Origin of the sequence: Salinimicrobium maris (assembly GCF_049680855.1) — a bacterium.
In the GTDB taxonomy this organism is placed as follows: Bacteria; Bacteroidota; Bacteroidia; order Flavobacteriales; family Flavobacteriaceae; genus Salinimicrobium.
Window position 1 is genome coordinate 698056 of the sequence record NZ_JBMPGS010000001.1, and the last position, 22827, is coordinate 720882.

Annotated in this window: 18 protein-coding genes; 6 read left to right on the forward strand and 12 right to left on the reverse strand. The window is 40.2% G+C overall.

Annotated features, from left to right (window positions below):
• The first annotated feature begins 39 nt into the window (after positions 1-39).
• Complete coding sequence (locus ACOV1Q_RS03310) at positions 40-405, forward strand: methylglyoxal synthase (protein WP_424493015.1); 366 nt, start codon at positions 40-42, stop codon at positions 403-405.
• Positions 406-516: 111 nt separating this feature from the next.
• Positions 517-1731, forward strand: coding sequence for a cytochrome P450 (locus tag ACOV1Q_RS03315; RefSeq protein ID WP_424493016.1), 1215 nt, complete (start codon positions 517-519; stop codon positions 1729-1731).
• A 5-nt stretch (positions 1732-1736) separates the two neighbouring features.
• Here the strand turns inward: ACOV1Q_RS03315 and ACOV1Q_RS03320 are convergent, their stop codons facing one another.
• Positions 1737-2318, reverse strand: coding sequence for a hypothetical protein (locus ACOV1Q_RS03320; protein WP_424493017.1), 582 nt, complete (start codon positions 2316-2318; stop codon positions 1737-1739).
• Positions 2319-2479: 161 nt separating this feature from the next.
• Here ACOV1Q_RS03320 and ACOV1Q_RS03325 point away from each other — a divergent pair, with 161 nt between their 5' ends.
• Positions 2480-3445 carry an NAD-dependent epimerase/dehydratase family protein gene (locus tag ACOV1Q_RS03325; protein WP_424493018.1) on the forward strand — a complete coding sequence of 322 codons (966 nt, stop codon included), beginning with the start codon at positions 2480-2482 and terminating at the stop codon, positions 3443-3445.
• Positions 3446-3516: 71 nt separating this feature from the next.
• Here ACOV1Q_RS03325 and ACOV1Q_RS03330 read toward each other — a convergent pair whose 3' ends face one another.
• The 10 genes from ACOV1Q_RS03330 to ACOV1Q_RS03375 form a co-directional block, all read right to left on the reverse strand.
• Entirely contained in the window at positions 3517-3714 is a 198-nt protein-coding gene (locus tag ACOV1Q_RS03330) for a cold-shock protein (RefSeq protein WP_189602655.1), read from the reverse strand.
• Positions 3715-3816: 102 nt separating this feature from the next.
• On the reverse strand, positions 3817-4056 hold the full coding sequence (locus ACOV1Q_RS03335; protein WP_424493019.1) for a hypothetical protein: 240 nt from the start codon (positions 4054-4056) through the stop codon (positions 3817-3819).
• A gap of 3 nt (positions 4057-4059) precedes the next feature.
• Positions 4060-5853 carry a chloride channel protein gene (locus ACOV1Q_RS03340; RefSeq protein WP_424493020.1) on the reverse strand — a complete coding sequence of 598 codons (1794 nt, stop codon included), beginning with the start codon at positions 5851-5853 and terminating at the stop codon, positions 4060-4062.
• Between the two features lie 48 nt (positions 5854-5901).
• Positions 5902-7653 (reverse strand): aspartate--tRNA ligase, encoded by a 1752-nt coding sequence (gene aspS / locus ACOV1Q_RS03345; RefSeq protein ID WP_424493021.1) that lies wholly within the window; start codon positions 7651-7653, stop codon positions 5902-5904.
• A 220-nt stretch (positions 7654-7873) separates the two neighbouring features.
• Complete coding sequence (gene proB / locus ACOV1Q_RS03350) at positions 7874-8653, reverse strand: glutamate 5-kinase (protein ID WP_424493389.1); 780 nt, start codon at positions 8651-8653, stop codon at positions 7874-7876.
• A gap of 25 nt (positions 8654-8678) precedes the next feature.
• A complete protein-coding gene (locus tag ACOV1Q_RS03355) occupies positions 8679-9875 on the reverse strand; it encodes a glutamate-5-semialdehyde dehydrogenase (RefSeq protein ID WP_424493022.1) in 1197 nt (398 codons plus the stop codon).
• 110 nt (positions 9876-9985) lie between these two features.
• A complete protein-coding gene (locus ACOV1Q_RS03360; RefSeq protein ID WP_424493023.1) occupies positions 9986-13456 on the reverse strand; it encodes an efflux RND transporter permease subunit in 3471 nt (1156 codons plus the stop codon).
• A 24-nt stretch (positions 13457-13480) separates the two neighbouring features.
• A complete protein-coding gene (locus tag ACOV1Q_RS03365) occupies positions 13481-14638 on the reverse strand; it encodes an efflux RND transporter periplasmic adaptor subunit (protein ID WP_424493024.1) in 1158 nt (385 codons plus the stop codon).
• Positions 14639-14681: 43 nt separating this feature from the next.
• Positions 14682-16061, reverse strand: a complete 1380-nt coding sequence (locus tag ACOV1Q_RS03370) for a TolC family protein (protein WP_424493025.1) — start codon at positions 16059-16061, stop codon at positions 14682-14684.
• Positions 16054-16656: a TetR/AcrR family transcriptional regulator gene (locus ACOV1Q_RS03375; RefSeq protein ID WP_424493026.1), complete on the reverse strand. Its 603-nt coding sequence runs from the start codon at positions 16654-16656 to the stop codon at positions 16054-16056. Before ACOV1Q_RS03375 ends, ACOV1Q_RS03370 begins: the two co-directional genes overlap by 8 nt.
• 143 nt (positions 16657-16799) lie before the next feature.
• Here ACOV1Q_RS03375 and ACOV1Q_RS03380 point away from each other — a divergent pair, with 143 nt between their 5' ends.
• The gene (locus ACOV1Q_RS03380; RefSeq protein ID WP_424493027.1) at positions 16800-17774 is read left to right on the forward strand and encodes a polyprenyl synthetase family protein; all 975 of its coding nucleotides are present in this window, start codon (positions 16800-16802) and stop codon (positions 17772-17774) included.
• A gap of 2 nt (positions 17775-17776) precedes the next feature.
• On the opposite strand, the gene ACOV1Q_RS03385 is transcribed toward ACOV1Q_RS03380, so the two are convergent.
• Entirely contained in the window at positions 17777-18316 is a 540-nt protein-coding gene (locus tag ACOV1Q_RS03385) for an alpha-ketoglutarate decarboxylase (protein WP_424493028.1), read from the reverse strand.
• Between the two features lie 110 nt (positions 18317-18426).
• Here ACOV1Q_RS03385 and ACOV1Q_RS03390 point away from each other — a divergent pair, with 110 nt between their 5' ends.
• Together ACOV1Q_RS03390 and odhB are read left to right on the forward strand one after the other, a co-directional pair.
• Positions 18427-21198 (forward strand): 2-oxoglutarate dehydrogenase E1 component, encoded by a 2772-nt coding sequence (locus tag ACOV1Q_RS03390; protein ID WP_424493029.1) that lies wholly within the window; start codon positions 18427-18429, stop codon positions 21196-21198.
• Positions 21199-21272: 74 nt separating this feature from the next.
• Positions 21273-22568: a 2-oxoglutarate dehydrogenase complex dihydrolipoyllysine-residue succinyltransferase gene (gene odhB, locus ACOV1Q_RS03395; RefSeq protein ID WP_424493030.1), complete on the forward strand. Its 1296-nt coding sequence runs from the start codon at positions 21273-21275 to the stop codon at positions 22566-22568.
• Positions 22569-22827 lie beyond the last annotated feature (259 nt).

A 22827-nucleotide genomic window follows, 5' to 3' on the forward strand; every position in this document is an offset into this window, starting at 1 on the left:
CTTTATTATTGATTTAATTCTGAAAACCAAGCTATAAAGATGGAAACAACTATTGCCCTTATTGCACACAATGGCCGAAAAAATGATCTTCTAAATTGGGCAAAGGAACACCGTGAATTACTACTGCCGCACCAGTTAATAGGTACGAGCAATACCTCTAAGCTTTTGAATGATATGCTGGACCTGGACGTACAGCCTTTTGGTCATGGTCCCAGCGGCGGCGATATTCTTTTAGCTGCTAAAATATTAAAGGGAGAAGTGCATAAGATCATATTCTTCATTGATGCTGAAACTCCTCACGGGCATGAGCATGACATCCAGACTTTGATTCGTACCGCGGTGATCAACAATATTCCCATTGCATTGAATCGCGCTTCTGCCGACCTGATTATTTTGGAGGAATAGTAAATGTACAGGTACAGGATATCCTAAAAAGGTATTAATACCGCCTGTTTATTTTACCCGAAGGCATATTTTATTTATCTTCAGGAGTCCTTCATTTCAAATTCTTCACAAATGGAAAGTACTCTTGGAATTGCATGTGCCGGATATCCTTATTTTCTGAAAAAGTTCAGAAAACAACAGAAGGATATTTATAAAACCCGTATACTTTTAAAGAAAGCCATTGTAATGAAGGGAGAAGATGCTGCAAAGCTCTTCTACGACACTGAATATTTTCAAAGAAAAGGTGCAGCGCCAAAACGCCTGCAAAAAACGCTTTTTGGAGTGGATGGTGTGCAGGGGCTTGATGGTGAAGCTCACCGGCACAGGAAAAAGTTGTTCATGGAATTTATGGGCGGCGATTCATTAGACAAACTTCAGGAGCTTTTTATAAAACATTGGAAAGTATCTATTCCCGGCTGGAAAAAGGCAAAATCTATCGTGCTTTTTTCTGAAGCTGAAAAAATTCTTTGTAAGGCAGCTTGCGAATGGGCGGGAGTCCCGCTTCCGGAAGAGGATGTGGAGAAGAGAACCAGGCAAATGGACCTCCTAATAGCTTCGGCAGCTGCGGTGGGTCCAAAACATTCTCGCGGAAGAAAAGCTCGCGAAGAAGCAGAAGAATGGTTGGCAAAACTGGTGACGGAAATTAGAGGAAACAGGCTGCAAATTTCAGAAGATTCCATTATTTATAAGTTCAGCACTGGTCAGGGGAATTTTTTAAATGCCAGGATAGTAGCAGTAGAATTATTAAACCTGATAAGACCTGTTGTTGCAATTTCCAGATACATCGTATTTGCGGCGGTCGCCTTACATGAAAATCCCGAATACCGACAAAAGCTCAAAAGAGATGATGGCAAGCTGCTTCAGAATTTTGTACAGGAGGTACGTAGATTTTATCCGTTCTTTCCTTTTGTGGCGGCAAAGGTGCGCAAGAAATTCAGGTTTAAAGATGTGACTTTTCCGAAGGGTAGGAGGGTACTGCTGGATCTTTATGCTACCAACCATGATGAGCGGATTTGGGAAAAGCCAGGAGTATTCTCCCCGGAACGTTTTAATGGCTGGAAGAAAGACCCTTTTGATTTTATTCCCCAGGGCGGTGGTGACCATCATAAGAACCACCGTTGTGCCGGCGAATGGATCACTATAAACATTACCAAAACTGCACTGGCTCTTCTTTTAGCAAAAATGGATTACACGGTTCCGAAGCAAAACGTGAAAATTGATCTGTCAAAAATGCCTGCGCTTCCGGCCAGCGGATTTAAAATAAAGAAAATAAAGCTTATTCCTTAAGGGAGTTATCTTAAACTACCCTGCGGCTCATCCAGGGTGTCAGGAGGAAAATTTCCCTGCTGTTGATTTTCCTCAAGCTGCCGGTCGAGTTCGAGTTCAAAATCTTCGGGAGCTTTTAAGTATAATTCGTTAAGCTGGATTTTAAAATTGTCGAATTCTATTATTAATTCATTTGCAGCATTAAAAATTTCATCGGCGTTTTCATTTTTTTTGTTTGATAACTGGTGAAGAATTCCAGCTTTGGTATAGAGCACATTGGTGCGGGCGCGTACAGCCTGGGTTTGCAGAGGAACAGGAATGGTACTATTAAGGTTTTCCATGATCTCCAGAAGGGGTTCAGCATTCAGGATAATTTCTTTTCCTGTCTGGCTTCGCAGGTTTTCCACCTCATTTTGAGCCATGGCATACGCCAGCCATTCACTTACAGCCACATTTGCATCTTCAAGCAAGCTTACTTTGCGATTAGTATCCACGGAGATAGGTTGCGAAAGTTCCAGAGAATCCTGTTGGGGAGCCTGTTTCGGCTCTACATTTTCCTCACACGCCAGGAAGAAAATAAAACATATTATTGAAAGATACTTTTTCATTTTTTAAAGATATAAAAACAAAAACTGCCTAAAATTATGGGTTATCGAAAAATGACAGATTTTATTACCATTTTTGAATTCTTATCAAAAGATTTAATGCCGGCTGGTTTTTCCTCTTTCGTGAATTGGATATCTTTGCCGAACAAACGATAAACAGTTTTATGGCTTCAAAGATATTGATAATAGGTGCATGCGGACAAATTGGAACCGAATTAACCATGGCTTTGCGAAAAAAAGTTGGAAGTAGCAATGTAATTGCCAGTGATATTAGGGAAGGAAGCAGAGAGCTAATGGAAAGCGGCCCTTTTGAAATTGCAGATGCCACCAGCTTTGAAAGCATTGAAAATCTTGTGATTCAGCATGAAATTGAGGAGGTGTATCTTATGGCAGCTATGCTTAGTGCTACTGCGGAAAAGTTTCCCATGAAAGGCTGGGAACTCAATATGAATTCACTTTTTCATGTATTGAACCTCGCAAAAGATAAAAAAATATCCAAGGTCTTCTGGCCTTCAAGTATTGCAGTTTTTGGACCTACCACTCCCAAAAATGATACAGCACAAACTACAATCATGGAACCTTCTACTGTCTATGGAATTAGCAAACAAGCTGGAGAAAGATGGTGCGAATATTACAATAAAAAATTTGGGGTAGATGTGAGAAGCATCAGGTATCCAGGTTTAATAAGCTACAAAACACTTCCCGGTGGTGGTACTACAGATTATGCAGTTGAAATTTATCATGAAGCTTTAAAAAAGGGAAAATATACTTCCTTTTTAAAAGAAGATACCGAACTGCCAATGATGTTTATGGATGACGCAATAAAAGCAACAATAAAGCTGATGACAGTTCCTGCGGAAGATGTGAAGATAAGATCTTCCTACAACTTAGCCGCGCTTAATTTTACTCCAAAAATTTTGGCTGAAGCTATTAAGAAACACATTCCTGAATTTGAAATTGATTATGCACCAGATTTTCGGCAGGCAATCGCAGATTCATGGCCCAGCAGTATAGACGACAGTCGTGCAAGAGAAGATTGGGGCTGGCAACATGATTTTGACCTGGAAAAGATGACAGTAGAAATGCTCGAGGGCTTAAAGGAAATGTATCCCGCAGAAAAACAGGAATAGGGAAAATATTATAATAAGAAAACGTCCTGCGAGGCAGGACGTTTTTGCAAAATTCGAAATAGAAATATATATTATCCGTTGATAACACGCACTTGAGCTGCGGTCATTCCTTTTCTTCCTTCTTCTTCAACATACTCTACTTTGTCACCTTCGTTTAGAGTTTCCCCATTAAGACCAGTAACATGAACGAAGATGTCTCTTCCTGTTTCGTCGTTGGTAATGAATCCGTAACCTTTAGACTCATTGAAAAATTTAACTGTACCTTCCATTGTAAAAAAAATAATAATTAATAAAGTACAAACATAACGTATTATTTGAAACAGCACTTAACGAAAATGTTATTTATTTCTAAAAATGTTAGATACTGATTCTTAGTCCCTTTGGCGCTCCCGCATTTTTTTCAGGTTTTCTTCAGAAAGTGTATAATCTTTTAATTTCTTTCCATTCCACCTGTGGTATAAGAACAGCGGCAGAAGAATAAATGTGCTGGCCAAAACAGAAATTCCGATAATCCTGTCTCCCAGTAACAATTCATCGTTCAGCCGAAAGTAAAATCCCGTTCCTATGGCAAGTGCAATTAAAATTGCCAGTATTTTTATAATGGTGCTCATATTTTATACAGTTACTTCAATTAATTTCTTCCTGTAAGCCGTGAGTAATTTTGATTTGGAAACAAAGCCTAAATATTTGTCCTTACCTATTACGGGTAGGTTCCAGGCTTCAGTATCCTGGAATTTTTTCATGATTTCCTTTACTCCGTCTTTATCGACATCAATAACATCGGGTGCGCTTTGCATCAGCTCATCTATTTTAACGCTTTCATAGAGGTTCTTATCAAACATAATGGGCCTTATATCGTCTAAAAGTAGTATTCCCATAAATTTGTTTTCATCATCTACAACCGGAAAGATATTGCGATTTGATTTAATTACTCCCTTGTGAATTATATCTCCAAGGGTCATTCCAATTTTAAGCCTTACAAAATTATTTTCAATGACCTGATTAATTTCCATTAGGGTAAGCACGGCCTGGTCTTTATTATGTGTAATTAGCTCTCCTCTGGCTGCAAGCTCCATCGTATATACCGAATGTGGCAAAAACTGAGTGGTGATCATAAATGAAATTGCTGCAGTGATCATTAGAGGTACAAACAATTCATATCCGTGAGTGAGTTCAGCTATTAAGAAGATTGCTGTTAACGGCGCCTGAAGAACTCCCGCCATCAAACCGGCCATTCCCACTAGTGTGAAATTACTGGTGGAAAGCGGGGTTTTTAAAATGTTCAAATGGTTAATGATAAGAGCAAAGCAATGGCCCATAGTGCTACCCATGAAAAGTACAGGAGCGAAAATTCCGCCCACGCCGCCGGCATTAAATGTAAGAGAGGTAGCAACAATTTTAAAGATGACCAGCCCGATCAATAAGGTAATCACCACCCAAAAATTATCAAAATAGTCATTGAAAAATGTGTTTCCCATGGCCTCAAGATAATTTTCCTGAAGAAGATTATTAATAACATCGTAGCCTTCACCGTACAATGGAGGAATAAGGTAAACCAGTACTCCCAGAGCACCACCACCAATTATAAGTCGTTGAAAAGGAGATTTGAGTTTTTTAAATAATTCATTGATCTTAAAGTAAACTCTTGTAAAGTAGATGGAGCAAAGAGCAGCTAAAATACCAAGGAGAATGTAATACGGAACATCAGATATTTCGAAATTGTCTCTTAATGTAAAGGGCAGGATGATATCTGCGCCAAAAAAGAAGTAGGAGGTAAGAATTGCCGAAACGGAAGCAAGTAAAAGCGGAAGTAGAGAAGCCAGGGTGAGGTCCAGGCTAAAAACTTCAATGGCGAAAATGATAGCGGCAATAGGTGCCTTAAATATACTTGACATAGCTCCTGCTGCTGCACAACCTATTAATAAGGTTCTCGTGGCCTGGTTCATGTTGAAAAGCCGTGAGATATTCGACCCCAACGAAGCCCCCGTGGCTACTGTTGGTCCTTCCAGCCCGACAGAACCTCCAAAACCTACCGTGATTGGAGCTGTAATTAGGGAAGCATACATTTGCAGCGGCCTCATCAACCCTTTCTTCTTCGAAATTGCATAGAGGGTAGAGGGGATCCCATGTCCAATTGGATGCCGAAATCCATACTTTACGATGAGCAGGGTAATAGTCAAACCTATTAGTGGAAAGACAAAATAGAATGCATGGTGGTAATTTACCACAAACTCACCTTCCAGCAAAAGCTGAATGAAATGAGTAAGATTTTTAATTGCTACAGCACCCAAACCTGCAGTAAAACCAATGAGAGCAGCCAAAATCATCACAAATTGCTGCTGAGTGAGATATTTGGTCCTCCAGATCAAAAACCTGAGAAACAGCGGATTCCTTTTTTTACCAGGCATATTGAGTAATGTATAAAAAAATCCTGCTGGTTAAGCAGGATTGATATTCTAATTCAGTTTAACTTCTAGGTGTAGTTCTTTAAGTTGTTCTTCGTCAATTATTGCTGGGGCGTCGATCATCACATCGCGGCCGGCATTGTTCTTTGGGAAAGCAATATAATCTCTAATGGTTTCATGCCCTCCTAAAATAGCTACCAGTCGGTCGAAACCAAATGCAATTCCGCCGTGTGGTGGAGCGCCATATTCAAAGGCATCCATCAGGAAACCAAACTGTGCTTTTGCCTCCTCAGGAGTAAATCCAAGATAGTTGAACATATCTGCCTGCGTTGCTTTGTCGTGGATCCTTATGGAGCCACCACCAATTTCGTTTCCGTTTAGTACCAGGTCATATGCATTGGCGCGAACCTCTCCCGGCTTCGTTTTCAGCAATTCCATATCTTCAGGTTTTGGAGAGGTGAACGGGTGGTGCATGGCGTGGTAACGATTCGTCTCTTCATCCCATTCCAAAAGCGGAAAATCTACAACCCATAAAGGTGCAAACTCAGTAGCCTTTCTTAATCCCAATTCGTTTGCCAGGTGCATCCTTAATGCACTTAGCTGGGTTCTGGTTTTAGTAGTATCTCCAGCCATCACAAGGATGAGGTCTCCGGCTTTTGCGTCCGTTTTTTCAGCCCAACTCTTCAGGTCCTCTTCGGAATAAAATTTATCTACTGAAGATTTGAAACTTCCATCTTCATTACATTTTACCCAAACGAGTCCGTTGGCACCTATTTGAGGGCGTTTTACCCATTCGATGAGTTTGTCAATCTCTTTTCGTGTATAAGAAGCAGCACCCGGCACGGCGATTCCCACCACCAGTTCCTGCTGATCAAAAACATTAAAGCCTTTGTTCTTTGCAAGCTCATTCAATTCTCCAAACTCCATCCCGAATCGGATATCGGGTTTGTCGTTACCGTATTTTCTCATGGCGTCGGCATAGGTCATTCTTGGAAAATCTGAAACTTCTACCCCTTTGATCTCTTTAAGAAGATGTCTTGTAAGGCCTTCAAAAATGTTCAGGATATCTTCCTGCTCCACAAATGCCATTTCACAATCAATTTGCGTAAACTCAGGCTGGCGATCTGCTCGTAGATCTTCATCTCTAAAACATTTGACGATCTGGAAATATTTATCCATTCCGCCTACCATCAAAAGCTGCTTAAATGTTTGCGGAGACTGCGGAAGTGCATAAAATTGTCCCTCGTTCATACGGCTTGGCACCACGAAATCACGGGCACCTTCAGGCGTAGATTTTATCAAATAAGGAGTTTCTACCTCTACAAAACCCTTTTCTGAAAGATAATTTCTTATCTGCATTCCTACTTTGTGACGGAACATCAGTTTATTTTTCACGGGATTCCGGCGAATATCCAGATAGCGGTACTTCATCCGAAGATCTTCACCACCATCGGTTTCGTCTTCTATCGTAAAAGGTGGTACTTGTGAAGAATTGAGGATAGTTAACTCAGAAACAAGAATTTCTATTTCTCCCGTTGGAAGATTCGGATTTTTAGATTCTCTTTCAATCACTTTTCCGGTTATCTGAATTACAAATTCCCGGCCAAGCTGCGAAGCCTTCTTCATCATCTCTGCAGGAGTGCGTTCTTCATCAAAGATAAGCTGGGTAATTCCGTAGCGATCCCTAAGATCTACCCAAACCATAAACCCTTTATCTCTACTCTTTTGAACCCAGCCAGATAAAGTAACTTGCTCATTTTTGTTCTCTATTCTAAGCTCTCCACAGGTATGACTTCTGTACATAATATTCTCAAATTTTAATGCAGCAAAAGTAAGAAGAACTGGGGATTTCTTGGTAAGATATAAAACAAAAGAGCAGGAGGGAGGATATGTTTTTTTACAGACTTGGGAATGAGCTTTTTTCAACCGTTAAGAATACCTCTTCATAATGGCATTTTTGGAACCAAAAAAAAGCTGTGCAAATTAGAATTTACACAGCTTCTTCAGTTCAAGAACTAATTAATTAATGTTCTATTTTAGTAAAATGTACTTTGTCGTTAATGGCGTCCAACATAAAATTCTCATCCAAACCATTTACGATCCAGGTTTCAATTTTTGCTTTCTGCGCAATTCCTGCGGCAGAAACCTTAGATTTCATTCCTCCGGTACCATGAGCCGATTTCGTTTCGCTCTCCACTTCTTTCGCAAGCTCATCAAGGTTACTAACATTTCGGATGGTTTCCGGAGTTTCTGCGGTGATAGAACCTTTTTTGTAGACACCGTGTGTATTTGTAGCAATGATGAAAAGATCTACATCTAACAATGCTGCTGTTTGTGCTGCAAGATTGTCATTGTCACCAAACTGAATGGCATCAATAGAGGAGGTGTCATTCTCGTTTATAATTGGAATGTAATCGTTCTCCACCAAAACATTTACAGTATTGATAATGTTCTGCCTGGCATCTTCCCTGCTAAAGTCGTTAGGAGACAATAGGCACTGGGAAGTCAATAATCCCAGTTCTCTAAAACTCTCCTGGAAAATTCGCATAAGGTGCGGTTGACCAATGGAGGCCAGGGCCTGTTTCACGTCTATGTTTTCACCACTCTTTTCAAGATTTACGAATTGCTTCGCCACTGCGACCGCTCCCGAACTGATTATAACAAACTCATATTCGTCTTTAAGAGCAGCGATTTGTCTCGCAATATCTTCAATTTTCCCTCTTGAAATCTGGTCGGTTTCTCTGGTTAGGGTATTGGATCCTAATTTTAATAATATTCTTTTTTTCTTCTTTGGAGTTTCCATTGCTATGTTGTTCTCGTTTAAGATATTATCTAATTTGTCCGTTACCATGTATGTACCATTTGTTGGTTACCAAATGTTGCAGCCCTATTGGTCCGCGCTGGTGCAACTTATCTGTACTAATTGCAAGTTCACCACCTAGTCCCAACTGTCCTCCATCTGTAAACCTTGTGGAAGCGTTGTGATAAACGGCGGCATTGTCAACAGTTTCCATGAATTGCTTTGCTGCTTTGTCATCTATGGAGATAATAGAAGCGGAATGCCCTCCAGAGTATTTATTTATTTTTGCAATTGCTTCAGAAACTGAATCAACCTCTCCTATGAGCGCTTTGTAATCTAAAAATTCCTGATACCATTCGTCTTCATTTTCAAGTGGTTTTACATCTTCAAGATTTTCGAGCGAACGATCTGCAATTATTCTTACATTGTTTTCTTTCAGTTTAGAAAGAAGTTCCTTCAAAAATTCATCTTTATTCGGCAATCTGGAGTCTATTAAGACCTTGTCAACTGCATTACAGGCTGAAATTTTTCCAGTCTTCCCGTTGAGGATAACATCAAGAGCGATCTTGGTATCTGCTTTTTCATGCACATAAACAAAATTATTCCCACGTCCACTCACGATCACCTGTGCAGAAGAGTTCTCTTTTACGAACTGTATAAGTCGCTCCCCACCACGAGGTACAATCAAATCTACTCTTTGATCTGGATTTTTAAGGAATTCCTGGGTTTTTGCCCTGTCAAAGTTTAGGTATTCCACCCATCCTGTGGCAACATTGTTTTCTTCCAACGCTTTATGCCAAAGATCTACAATGGCGAGGTTGGAATTAAGAGATTCTTTTCCGCCTTTCAGTAATATCTTATTCCCAGATTTAAAAGCAATTCCTGCTGCTTCTACTGTAACATCTGGTCTGGATTCATAGATGATCATCACAGTCCCGAAAGAGGCAGTTTTATTATATACCTGCATTCCGTTCTCATGTTTAAAACTGAACCTTTCAACACCTACAGGGTCATCCTGGGAAGCTAAATGTTTTAAAGAGTGGATCATGCCTTCTACTTTAGAATCATCCACTTTTAGCCTGTCTTCCATGGCTAAGTCATCACCCGAATAGCTATCCAGGTCAATTTTATTGGCTTTTAAAATGTCTTCTTTTCTACTTTCTACAAGATTTGCCATTGAAAGTAGCACTGCGTTGCGTTCTTCAATGGTAAGTAAAGTATTCATTCTTTTATTTTTAATTAATAAATTATTTGAACTTCTAGTATTGGGACAAACACTTTGCCAATGTCTAATTTAAGAAAAAAACCTCGGGTTTTATTCCCGAGGTTTCTTTTCTAAGCTGTGCCAGCTTCTCTTCTGGCTTTTCTTTTATTAGAAAATCTTAACCTTCCGCGGTTCACCAGGTAAAACATAACCGGTACCACCACTAGAGTGAGGAAGGTTGCGAAGACCAATCCAAAAATAACAGTCCATGCTAATGGCCCCCAGAAAATAACATTATCTCCTCCTATATAAATTTGTGGGTCATAATCTGTAAACAGTGAAAAAAAGTCAATGTTAAAACCAACTGCTAACGGAATAAGACCTAAAACTGTCGTAATGGCAGTTAACAGCACCGGTCGTAGTCTCGATTTCCCACCTGCCACAATCATTTCAAAATATTGTTGTTTTGTCAGTAAATCATCTTCTTCAAGACCAAGTTCCTCTTTTTTACGGTCAATCAGGATTTGTGTATAATCAACCAAAACAATGGCATTGTTCACCACAATTCCCGCCAGGGAGATAATTCCCATCATGGTCATTATAATGATAAAATCCATTTGAAAAACCACAAGACCCAGAAAAACTCCCGCAAGACTTAGGAATACCGCCATTAAGATGATCAAGGGTTTGGGGATGGAATTGAATTGAGCTACCAGAATCAAAAGGATACCTCCAAGAGCAATTAATAGGGCTTTTAATAAAAAGCTCATGTTCTCCTGTTGTTTTTCCTGCTCCCCTGTAAACTGAAGGCTTACGTTCTCGGGCAGTTCATAGTTCTGCAATTCAATTTGTAATTGTTGTACGATCTCATTACCATTATAGCCCTCCAGAACATTAGAATAAAGTGTGATCACTCTCTTAAGGTCTTTTCTCTTAATGGAACTAAAAGAGGTGGTAAGCTCTGAACTTGTTATTGCCGAAATAGGAACCTGTACAATCTCTCCTGTATTTTGATCTTTAAAAGTGATGGGTTGATTGAACAAGGCACTTTGATTATACCTAAAATCTTCATTAAACCTTACATTGATCTCATAATCATCATCACCTTCTTTATAAGTAGAAATCTCTTCTCCATATATGGCACGTCGCAAGGTTTGCCCTACTGTTGCTGTAGAGACACCAAATTGTCCTGCTTTCACCCTGTCTACCTGCACATCAAGTTCGGGTTTGGATTTATTTACATCCAGATTGAGTTCTTCAATTCCCGGGATATTTAGCTCCTGAATATACTGTCTAAGCTCTTCAGCTTCTGCCAGCATTAACTCGTAATCTTCACCCTTTATTTCAATGTTAATAGGATAACCTGTTGGAGGGCCTGCGGGATCTTTCTCCACAATGACCGAAGCACCTGGAACATCGCCCACTGCTTCTCTAACTTCAGAAAGCACATGACTACTTTCCACTCCGCGGCGATCTTTAAACTCCCTCATGGTAAGGGTGACTTTGGCCTTGTGGGGCATGTCATTTTGTTGTCCGCCGTCTGTTTGAGGGTTTCCGGCACCTTGTCCTACCTGAGAAATGGCAGATTCCACCATGAAATTATAACCGTCTTCATCCTCATACTTTTCAATGACATCAAATATTTGTTGTTCAATATCTTTTGTGAGTTCATTGGTCTTATGAATATCAGTTCCTTCAGGATATTCTATATACGTGATGATTTGATTGGGTTCATTCTCTGGGAAGAACAACACCTTTGGTTGTACCACGGCTACCAGAAAGAAAGATAGTATCAACAGGAGGAAAGTTCCGAAGAAAATGATATACGCCTTTTTCCCTCTCAAGCTAGACCTTAAAGTTTGTTCGTACTTGGCCTCCAGTTTTTTCAAAGCTTTAAATTGAAAATAATCCACACCGCGAACAAGAAAATATTTGTAGATCCACATTAGAATAGCTGCCAAAAGGGATAAATTTCCTATTCCACGCATGCCAGGGATATCTAGCACGTAACCGGCAATAACCAACAGGATTCCTACACCTCCAAAAATGGCACTAAAGCGTATCAATTTCTTTTTGGATAAGGATTTTTCTTCGGTCTTCATGAATTCCGAAGTCAGCATTGAATTGATAATCAAGGCTACAAAGAGTGACGAGCCCAGTACTATTGATAGTGTAATTGGGAAATAGATCATGAACTTACCAATAGTTCCCGGCCATAATCCCAGCGGGAAAAATGCTGCCAGGGTAGTGGCTGTAGAGGCAATAATGGGCCATGCGATTTCCCCCAGTCCCTGTTTGGCTGCTTTTAGCCGGGGCATTCCCTGGTCCATAAGGCTGTACACATTTTCGACTACTACGATCCCATTGTCCACGAGCATTCCCAGTCCCATTACCAGCGCAAAAAGCACCATGGTATTCAGAGTAAAGCCTATACTGGATAAAATAATAAAAGAGAGGAACATGGAAAGTGGAATGGCAAACCCTACAAAAAGGGCATTTCTGAAACCCAAGAAGAACATGAGTACAACAACTACCAGGATCACCCCAAAGATGATGTTGTTCACAAGGTCGTTCACCATGTTCTCTGTAGTGGTAGACTGGTCGTTGGAAAAAGAAATGTGAAGATTATCTGGCAGGTAAGTTTCCTGCTCGGCTGCAACTATAGATTTAATATCTTCAATTGCTTCGATCATGTTCTTTCCGCTTCGCTTCTTGATATCCAGCATGACAACCGGCTGGCCATATTCGCGGGCAAAAGTGGTGGGTTCTTTTTCCTGAAACCTCACCTGGGCGATGTCTCTCAAAAAGACATTTCCTTCATCTCTTTTGATAATGATATTTTCGAGCTCTTCAGGATCTGTAATTTCCCCAATAATCCGGATGTTTTTTTCCACTCCGCCGGTGATAATATTTCCTCCCGAAATGGTTTGGTTTTCCATGCTTACCGAGCTTATAATATCACCAAAACTAACCTTAGATGCCGTCATTTTATTGACATCTACGGCAATCTCAACTTCCATTTCTTCAGCACCTCTAATGGAGGCTTCCTTAATTTGCGGAAGCAGTTCTATCCTCTCCTGAAGGTATTCAGCATATTCTTTAAGCTGCTGTACAGGATAGTCACCTGTTAGGTTCACATTAAGAATGGGCTGTTCTTCAGAAATATTTAAATCAAAAACATTGGGTTCCACTTTGGCACCATTGTCCAGAGTGGGCCAGGTAGTAGCTGCCTTTTCCTGGTCAACTCGATCTTTTACTTTTTGCTTGGCAGCTTCTACAGAAATGTCTTCATCAAATTCTACAATCACCAGGGAATAATCCTGAAACGTGGTAGAGCTAATGTCACTTACTCCTGCAATGTTGTTGAATTCCTCTTCCAGTGGTTCGGTGATGAATTTTTCAACGTCCTCAGCCGAGTTTCCCGGATTCATACTGCTCACATAAATCTTGGTTTCTATAACTTCCGGAAAAGACTCCCGCGGCATGCTGTAGTAGGACATTAACCCTCCAATCATAATGATGGCAATGATTACATATACCGTCATCTTATTGTCAATTGCCCAGGAGGAAAGTTTGAATTCCTTGTCTATTTTCTGGCTCATATAAGTAGTTCTTACTTGTGAGGTTTAACCTCTTATTTTTACTTCCTCTCCATCGCGCACATTACGTGCACCGTCAATGATGATGATTTCATTGGATTTAATTCCTTCCAATACTTCAATCTTTTCTTCGTAATTGTATCCAGTTTCAATCACTCTTCTTCTTGCTATACCGGTGGAATCTGTAGTTCTTTCGACTACAAAAGCCACATTTTCTCCTGCAGCATTTTGTTGTACCACGCTTTCTGGTATTATGACGGCATTTTCAGAAGTGTAGTCGTTTATTTTTACAGTAGCAATCTGGTTCGGTTTCACCTGGTTCACCTCATCTGGAACGGCTACTTTGATTTCAAAGGTCCTGTTGTTGGGATTGATAAAGTTGGCCACCTGTCTCACTTCACTTTCAAATTCAATTCCGGTAGCTCCAATCTCCACGATAACTCCGGTTCCTACTCGAATGTCTCCCAGGTATGATTCAGGTACCGAAGCTGTTATATACATGTTGGAAAGGTTGACCAGCCTGAACAACCTGTTTTGGCCAGGACCAACAACTTCCCCCTGGTCGGTAAAGATTTCATCTATAGTTCCGCTGAAGGGAGCCCTCACCACGGTTTTTGCCAGTTGTGATTTTAGCTGCGAAACCGAATTTTGCAGTGCTTCATAATTTGTTTGTGCCTCGAGATACTGGATCTCAGAACCAATTTGCTGTTCCCAAAGCCTTTCTTGTCGTTCAAAAGTCGTTTTGGCTAAAGCTGCCTGTGCCTCCATTTGCGCAAGCTGGCTTTCCAGTCCGCCCGCATCAATTCGAGCAAGAATTTGCCCTTTTTGAACCTCCTGGCCTTCCTCTACCAGTACATTAGTGAGCACTCCAGAATATTCAGGGTAAATGATAATATTTTGATCTGTATCTACATCACCCGGCAGCTCTACATAATGCTTAAATAAAGTGTCTCCCAACTGCTTTGTGTTGACAAGGGCGTAACGATTACTCACATCCATTTTTGCCAGGGCTTCATCGAGTTTAGCAATTTTTGCATTGATCTCACTTTGTTGAGAACTGAGTTCTGCTTTTTTGGCTCTTATATCTGAAGCATTTCCTTCCTGTATCACATCTTCTACAGATTCTGATTTTCCGCAGGAATAAACCGTTAACAGGACAATGATTAAATAGCTTAATTTTTTCATATTTCTAAAGTTGACATGTATTGGACTTTTAATGTGGTTGAGATCAATCATTAATTTCTTCATAAGTTGTGGTGGCGAGGATATTTTCTAGTTCTACTTTGGCATTGATAACATCAAGCATTGCCTGTAGCAAATTTTGCTGCGCATTATACAGTTGTCGCTGTGCTTCATTTAATTCAAAGCTGCTGGCAAGACCTTCGTAGAATTTCACCTGGTTTTTACGTTCAATTCTTCTGGCAAGTTCCAGGCTTTCCTGGGTTGTTTGGAAATTTTCAAGGCTAAACCTGTAATCACTTCTGGCAGATTCTTTTTCTAAGGAAATGCGATTTCGGGTTTCTTCAAGTTCCAAAAGTGCCTGTTCGTATTCTATTTCTTTTTGTGCAGTACGTGCACTTCGCATTCCACTGCTGAAAATTGGGACACTAAGATTAATTCCTAAAATAGACTGGGAGTAATATTTTTGATCATCACTTAAAAAGGTGAATTTGTCGCTGTTTCCTGTGGCACCAATATTTAGGAACCCGGTAAGCGTGGGAAGTGCCTTTGCCTTTTCAAGCCTCACAAAAATTGCGGCAGATTCTGCTGAATTTTCGGCAATGCGATAATCGATATTTTCTTCTACGGGAACCTCTTTTTCCAGGAGCTGCAAATCAATAAATTCTGCTGCCAGGGCATCAAGATTTTCAGTTAAAGTGACAGGGGTTTCGACCGGTATTCCCATGGCCATATTGAGCATTTGGTAAGCAATTTCAAGCATACGTGTACTTCTGCTCAAATTATTCTGAAGGCTTAGTTGAGTAATCTTCAGTTGTTCTGCATCCTCTTCTTCAGCAAGACCGTTGGCAACTATTTGCCTGGTGTCATTAAGGTTCTTTTCGATGTTTCTCAGGTTTTTTCGGATGATCTCTACGCTTTCTTCGGCCATCAAAACATTTCCGTAGGCATTAATGACTGCTTTCCTTACTTCAAGATCTGTCTTGGTTTTGGCATTTTTGGATATTTGAAGTAGCGTACGGGCAGATTGTACCCCAACAATATATGAGCCGTCAAAAATGAGCTGTGACCAGGTTGCCGTGGCAGCCATGTTTTGTTTGGTTCCAAACCTTGCAGGGAAAAAAGTACCTGGCTCTCCGCCGGCAATTTCCCCGGGAATTAGAGTCACTGGTTGTTCAATGTAATTCTGGTAATCTACATTGGCGGCAATTTGTGGTAAGCCCTGTGAAATAATTTCCCATTTTTGTTTGAGTGCCTTTTCTACGTCTTTTTCTGAAATTTGGGAGGAGTAATTATTTTCCATTCCCAAGGCGACTGCCTCTTCTAAAGAAAGGGAGTAGCTTTCTTCGCGGACCTGAGTTTGTGCAGTTGCAAACAGCGAAAATAAACCAAAAACAAGTAGCATTAATTTCTTCATTTCCTTAGTCATTGTTGTGAATATAACTTTTAAGTGTCTCGAGCCCTTTTTCTGTTACAATAGCTCTTAAATGATATTCCAGCTGGTTTTCTACAAGTTGAGATGTCGAAAATTCGGTTTCAGGAAAGAGTTCTCTGTCCTTGATTCCCAGCATTTGGATAAAGTAGATGCGGCAAAGAAAGTTGACCGGAATATCTTCCCGGTAAAATCCCTGCTTCATCCCGCGTTCTAAATTTTTACGAAGCATATTTTCCATGAGACTTTTTTGCTTCTTGTTTATTTCAGAATAGATTTTTGGGTAATATTTTTGAAGCTGAAACTGGGGGGAAGAGTTTTCATCTTTTAAACAGCTTAAAGCGAAATCTTTAATGACATAATGTTCTTCAATAGCATTCAAATCCCGATTTCCTATTTCTTTGATCCCCTTTTCCATATTCTCATAAACATGATATGTTGTGGCTTCAATGAGTTTGATTTTTGTAGAAAAATGTGTGTAAATCGTCTTTTTGGAAATTCCGAGATCTGCAGCAATTTCGTCCATTGTCACGTTCTTCACACCCAGGGTGAGGAACTTTTCAGCAGCCTTCTTTAAGATCTTGTCTTTCAATATTTTGAATTTTGAAGCTGCAAAAGTAAGAAGGAAACTTTAAATACAATAAAAGTTTCCGTAGTTTTTTCTGAAATTTAACACGGGGGTAACATTCCAAATCCACAGCGGTTTTGGTAATTTAGCTGCAAATTCCACCGAAGATGCAAAAAATGGAGCGGTACAAGAAAGACTTTGATGCTTACCTCGTTGAAAAAATAAAGACCAAGGAACCCAGAAATCTATATGACCCCATCGTCTATATACTGGGATTGGGAGGCAAACGAATAAGGCCGGTACTTGTGTTGATGGCTGCAGATATTTGCGGAGGAGATTATAGGAAAGCTCTGGATGCTGCCCTGGCCATTGAAGTTTTTCATAACTTTTCCCTGGTTCATGACGATATAATGGATGATGCCCCGCTTCGAAGAGGGGAGGAAACGGTGCATGAAAAATGGGATATTAATACCGGAATTTTATCGGGTGATGCCATGTTAATTAATGCATACCAGCTTTTTGAGAATTATGATGGGGAAACTTTTAGGGAGCTGGCCAAATTATTCAGCAAAACTGCCGTAGAAGTGTGTGAAGGGCAGCAGTATGATATAGATTTTGAAGCCCGTGAGGATGTTCATATTCAGGAGTATCTTAAAATGATAGAATTTAAGACAGCTGTCCTTGTTGGTGCTTCCTTAAAAATGGGTGCGATTGTGGCCAATGCTTCCGAAGAATGTAGAAATCAAATTTACGAATACGGAAAACTTCTTGGGCTGGCTTTTCAGCTTCAGGACGATTACCTGGATGTGTTTGGTGATCCCGAAACCTTTGGAAAGCAGGTGGGAGGTGATATTATTGAGAATAAGAAAACCTTTCTTTATTTAACCTCAAAGCACAAGGCTGGAAAAAAGGAATCATTGCAGCTGGAACATTTGTATTCAATTAATCCAAAAGATACTTCAGGGAAAGTAGAAACGGTTAAAAACCTGTTCCTGTCAAGCGGGGCGGCAGAACTTACCCAGCTAGAAATAGAAAAGTATACAAGAATGGCATTTTCGGTACTTGAGGAAATGGACATTCCTGAAGATAAAAAAGCAATGCTGCGCTTATTTGGGGAAAACTTGATGCAGCGCCAAGTATAAGTTTAAAAGTAGACGCTTACAAAGGGCATAAGGGCATTTCCATAAATACTTTTATCGTCATTGAATAAAACATCGTACCGAACTCCTACGGTAACAGGTCCGGTAGTATAACCTGCGCCTAGGAAAAGAGCCGGGTACCAGTAGGAGTCTTTCCTATTGCCACCGTCGAGTTCGCGAATTCGGGTGACATTCAGTTCTTCAAATTCTGCGGAAAGCTGCAGTTGTTGTACTGGCCGTAGAATGCCAATCATGCTGCCGCCGAAAGTATAGGCGCTATAAAATGATCCATTGGTGTATGACCCTAGTAAGCCCACTCCTGCCGAAGCTAGCCTGTTGAAGTCATAAATTGCCTTTGGAGCAAGATTCGCATTGAAAAAGTTGTTGCTAAAGCTCAATCCAAAACTTCCGCCGTAGCGAACGTTCTCAAGAAATGCATCTTTTTCCGAAATGGAATTCTGCGCAAAAATAGAGGAAGAGACGCTTATTATCAATGAGATGCAGATAAAAAGATATAGTTTCTTAGCAAATATGTGATAGGTCATGTTAAACTTCTTATAATTCAAAATATAAATATATGAATTGCATCGGGCTATCTTTTTGAAAAATTGTATTTTTGGAAAGTTTTACAAAATAGAAACAGTAGTTTCACCTTATGGATAAATTTTCATTTTTAAATGCCGCGCATACAGCCTACTTTGCTGAGCTTTATGATCAATATCTTCAATATCCCGATAGTGTAGAACCAAGCTGGAGAGCATTTTTCCAGGGCTTTGACTTTGGGGTGGAGAACTCCGGGAATGGAGAATATGTTATTGAAAGCCCGCAAAATGGCGAAGCAATAGAAATACCACAATCTGTAGTAAAAGAATTTCAGGTTGTAAAATTAATTGATGGGTACCGTACCAGGGGTCACCTTTTTACAAGAACAAATCCTGTAAGGGAGAGAAGAAAATATACCCCTACGCTGGATATTCAGAATTTTGGCCTTGAACAAAGCGATCTTGATACCTGTTTTAATGCAGGGGAAATCCTAGGCATTGGTCCTGCCACACTTAAAGAAATCGTTGTGCACCTGGAAAAGGTTTACTGCGATTCAATAGGTGTGGAATATATGTATATTCGAAAGCCTGAGGAGGTTCAATGGATTCAAGACAGGCTTAACATCAATGAGAATCAACCTAAATTCAATGTTAGCGAAAAGAAAAATATTCTTCGTAAGCTCAACGAGGCTGTTTCTTTTGAAGCTTTTTTACATACAAAGTACGTAGGTCAAAAACGTTTTTCCCTTGAAGGAGGTGAAAGTTTGATTCCTGCACTTGATACCATTATAGAAAAAGCTGCAGATTATGGTGTAAAAGATTTCGTGATGGGCATGGCTCACCGTGGTAGATTAAACACCTTGACAAATATCTTCGGGAAAAGCGCAAAAGATATCTTTACGGAGTTTGACGGGAAAGATTACGATGAAGAATTTTTTGATGGTGATGTAAAATACCACCTGGGCTGGACTTCCTGCAGGCAAACCGATAGCGGAAAAGAAATAAATATAAACCTTGCTCCAAACCCTTCGCATCTTGAAACCGTAGGACCAGTAGTTGAAGGAATCACAAGGGGGAAGCAGGACAGGCACTACCCAGATAGAATCAAAGAGGTACTGCCAATAATTGTACATGGTGATGCAGCCATTTCAGGGCAGGGCGTAGTATATGAAGTTGTGCAAATGGCACAACTCGAAGGCTACAAAACCGGTGGTACCATACATATAGTAGTAAATAACCAGATAGGGTTTACGACGAATTATCTTGACGGGCGTTCCTCTACCTATTGTACAGATGTGGCAAAAGTGACATTATCGCCGGTGCTTCACGTCAATGCAGATGACCCCGAAGCGGTGGTGCATGCCGTACTGTTTGCCCTCGACTTTAGAATGGAGTTTGGAAGAGATGTTTTTATAGATCTTCTTGGGTATAGAAAATACGGTCATAACGAGGGTGATGAACCTCGTTTTACCCAACCTAAACTTTATAAGGCAATTGGGGATCATAAGAACACCAGGGATCTTTATGCAGAAAAACTAAAGTCTGATGGGATTATAGACGACGGCTTCCTTAAGAAACTGGAGGATGATTATAAAACCAAACTGGAAGAGGATTTAGCGGATTCAAGGAAAGAAGAAACCACCAAGATTACTCCTTTTATGAAGGACGAATGGCGTGGATTTGAAGATGCAGACGAAGACAAAATGCTGGCGGAAGTTGATACAACCGTAGCTCCAGATGATCTTGCTGAAATAGCCGAAGTTATTTCGGGAATTCCTGAGGGGAAAAAATTTATGCGTAAGATCAAAAAATTGGTCGAATTGCGGCATAAAATGTTCTTTGAAACCAATAAGCTTGATTGGGCCATGGCAGAATTACTTGCCTATGGTACCCTTTTAAAAGAAGGTTATGATGTGCGTATGAGCGGTCAGGATGTGGAGCGTGGAACGTTTTCACACCGTCATGCGATACTTAAAGTTGAAGAAAGTGAGGAAGAAATTATTCTTCTGAATAACCTGAAGGATACCAAAAGCCAATTTAGAATTTATAATTCCTTATTATCTGAATACGGAGTGGTAGGTTTCGATTATGGATATGCTATGGCAAGTCCTAAAACGTTGACCATTTGGGAAGCACAATTCGGGGACTTCAGTAATGGTGCTCAAATAATGATTGACCAATATATTTCGGCTGCAGAAGATAAGTGGAAATTACAAAATGGTCTTGTAATGCTTCTTCCGCATGGATATGAAGGTCAGGGTGCAGAGCATTCTTCGGGAAGAATGGAGCGGTATCTTCAGCTATGTGCAAAAGATAATATGTTCGTGGCAGATTGTACCACCCCTGCTAACATGTTTCATTTGCTAAGACGTCAAATGAAAGTGAATTACAGAAAGCCCTTAATTATTTTTACTCCAAAAAGTTTACTGCGTCATCCAAAGGTAATTTCGACAAAAGAAGAATTCGCTACAGGAAGTTTTCAAACATTAATTGATGATCACGGGGCGGATGTAAAGAAAATAAAAACTCTGGTATTCTGTACAGGAAAGTTCTATTATGATCTTCTGGAAAAACGGGAGGAATTGGAGAGAGATGACGTGGCGTTGGTAAGAGTTGAGCAGCTGTTCCCACTTCCTGCAGCGAGAATGAAAGAGGTGATGAAAAGGTATGAGAATGCAGATGATATAGTATGGGCACAGGAAGAACCAAGAAATATGGGGGCTTATGCGCACTTATTGCTCCATTTTGAAGAGGCGAAATCATTTAGAGTTTGTAGTCGAAAATTTTATGGAAGCCCGGCTGCAGGTAGTTCGGTTCGATTTAAGAAACGTCACGAAAAAGTAATTGCAACGGTGTTCGATAAAGATATTGAATACGTCAAATAATATAATTTAGATAATAGTTAAATTTACCGTTCCAAGTAACCGCCAGGTACCGGAACAAAATAAAAATAGAAAACATGGCTTTAGAAATGAAAGTCCCATCTCCGGGAGAATCCATCACAGAAGTTGAAATCGCGCAATGGCTGGTTGAAGACGGAGATTACGTTGAAAAAGATCAGGCAATCGCTGAAGTAGATAGTGATAAAGCAACTTTGGAATTACCTGCCGAAGCAAGTGGTATTATTACCCTTAAAGCTGAAGAAGGAGATGCAGTCGCTGTGGGAGAGGTGGTGTGTCTTATTGACACAGATGCCCCTAAACCTGGTGGAGCTGACAGCAATGATGAAAAAGCTGAAGAAATAGTTGAGGAGCGAAAAGAAACTACCAGCGCTTCTGAAGATGAGGTGGCTTCCCAATCTGGTCCTGATAAGGCTGAAGCTAAAACCGAAACTCCTTCCAAATCAAGCACCCCAGAACAGCAACAGGATAAAACCTATGCCACCGGTACGCCATCTCCTGCAGCTAAAAAGATCCTCGACGAAAAAGGGATGAATTCTAAGGACGTTAAAGGAAGCGGTCGTGATGGAAGGGTCACTAAAGAGGATGCCGTGAATGCTAAAGCATCAATGGGAACTCCGGGGCCGGGTAAAAGAGGAGAAGATCGGAAAAAAATGTCTATGCTTCGTCGAAAAGTGGCAGAACGATTGGTGAGTGCTAAGAACGATACTGCTATGCTGACTACTTTTAACGAAGTAGATATGTCTGCTATATTTTCTTTAAGAAAACAGTACAAAGAGCAATTTAAAGATAAACATGGAGTAGGTCTTGGCTTTATGTCATTTTTCACCCTTGCAGTAGTGCGTGCACTTGATCTTTACCCAGATGTTAATTCTATGATTGATGGGGATTTCCAGGTGAAGTACGATTATAAAGATATTAGTATAGCTGTTTCAGGACCAAAAGGTCTTATGGTGCCAGTCATGCGAAATGCTGAAAATATGAGCTTTCGCGCTGCAGAAGATGATGTAAAACGTCTTGCGTTACGTGCACGTGATGGCAAGATCACGGTAGATGAAATGACCGGAGGTACCTTTACTATCACAAATGGAGGTGTTTTTGGATCTATGTTATCAACTCCAATTATTAATCCTCCTCAAAGTGCTATTTTGGGGATGCATAATATTGTTGAAAGACCTGTGGCTATAGATGGACATGTGGAGATTAGACCTATTATGTATGTAGCTTTATCTTACGATCACAGAATTATCGATGGTAAGGAATCTGTTGGTTTCCTTGTTGCGGTTAAAGAAGCACTTGAGAATCCGGAAGAGTTACTTATGGATAATGATGTGAAGAGAGCTTTAGAGCTTTAACTTATAAATACTTGAATAGAAAAAGGCGATGATCTTATGGATCATTGCCTTTTTTATTTTTATAAGTTTTTCCGGATTATATAGTCAGCACAAGACAATAGATATTCAGAAGAATTACTGCTATAATAAATGCGCCTAAAATTACCGGAACAACGGATTTGTCTTTAATAAATGAAAAATTCATAACTGCCAGATTTGGAGTATAAAAATGGGCAATTATGTAATTTCAAACAATGGGGAAAAACCCCCATAATTTTAG

Excerpts from the sequence above, each read along its gene's own strand:
- ACOV1Q_RS03310 (WP_424493015.1), top strand. The coding sequence starts at position 40 with ATGGAAACAACTATTGCCCTTATTGCACACAATGGCCGAAAAAATGAT.
- ACOV1Q_RS03315 (WP_424493016.1), top strand. The coding sequence starts at position 517 with ATGGAAAGTACTCTTGGAATTGCATGTGCCGGATATCCTTATTTTCTG.
- ACOV1Q_RS03320 (WP_424493017.1), bottom strand. The coding sequence starts at position 2,318 with ATGAAAAAGTATCTTTCAATAATATGTTTTATTTTCTTCCTGGCGTGT.
- ACOV1Q_RS03325 (WP_424493018.1), top strand. The coding sequence starts at position 2,480 with ATGGCTTCAAAGATATTGATAATAGGTGCATGCGGACAAATTGGAACC.
- ACOV1Q_RS03330 (WP_189602655.1), bottom strand. The coding sequence starts at position 3,714 with ATGGAAGGTACAGTTAAATTTTTCAATGAGTCTAAAGGTTACGGATTC.
- ACOV1Q_RS03335 (WP_424493019.1), bottom strand. The coding sequence starts at position 4,056 with ATGAGCACCATTATAAAAATACTGGCAATTTTAATTGCACTTGCCATA.
- ACOV1Q_RS03340 (WP_424493020.1), bottom strand. The coding sequence starts at position 5,853 with ATGCCTGGTAAAAAAAGGAATCCGCTGTTTCTCAGGTTTTTGATCTGG.
- aspS (WP_424493021.1), bottom strand. The coding sequence starts at position 7,653 with ATGTACAGAAGTCATACCTGTGGAGAGCTTAGAATAGAGAACAAAAAT.
- proB (WP_424493389.1), bottom strand. The coding sequence starts at position 8,653 with ATGGAAACTCCAAAGAAGAAAAAAAGAATATTATTAAAATTAGGATCC.
- ACOV1Q_RS03355 (WP_424493022.1), bottom strand. The coding sequence starts at position 9,875 with ATGAATACTTTACTTACCATTGAAGAACGCAACGCAGTGCTACTTTCA.
- ACOV1Q_RS03360 (WP_424493023.1), bottom strand. The coding sequence starts at position 13,456 with ATGAGCCAGAAAATAGACAAGGAATTCAAACTTTCCTCCTGGGCAATT.
- ACOV1Q_RS03365 (WP_424493024.1), bottom strand. The coding sequence starts at position 14,638 with ATGAAAAAATTAAGCTATTTAATCATTGTCCTGTTAACGGTTTATTCC.
- ACOV1Q_RS03370 (WP_424493025.1), bottom strand. The coding sequence starts at position 16,061 with ATGACTAAGGAAATGAAGAAATTAATGCTACTTGTTTTTGGTTTATTT.
- ACOV1Q_RS03380 (WP_424493027.1), top strand. The coding sequence starts at position 16,800 with ATGCAAAAAATGGAGCGGTACAAGAAAGACTTTGATGCTTACCTCGTT.
- ACOV1Q_RS03385 (WP_424493028.1), bottom strand. The coding sequence starts at position 18,316 with ATGACCTATCACATATTTGCTAAGAAACTATATCTTTTTATCTGCATC.
- ACOV1Q_RS03390 (WP_424493029.1), top strand. The coding sequence starts at position 18,427 with ATGGATAAATTTTCATTTTTAAATGCCGCGCATACAGCCTACTTTGCT.
- odhB (WP_424493030.1), top strand. The coding sequence starts at position 21,273 with ATGGCTTTAGAAATGAAAGTCCCATCTCCGGGAGAATCCATCACAGAA.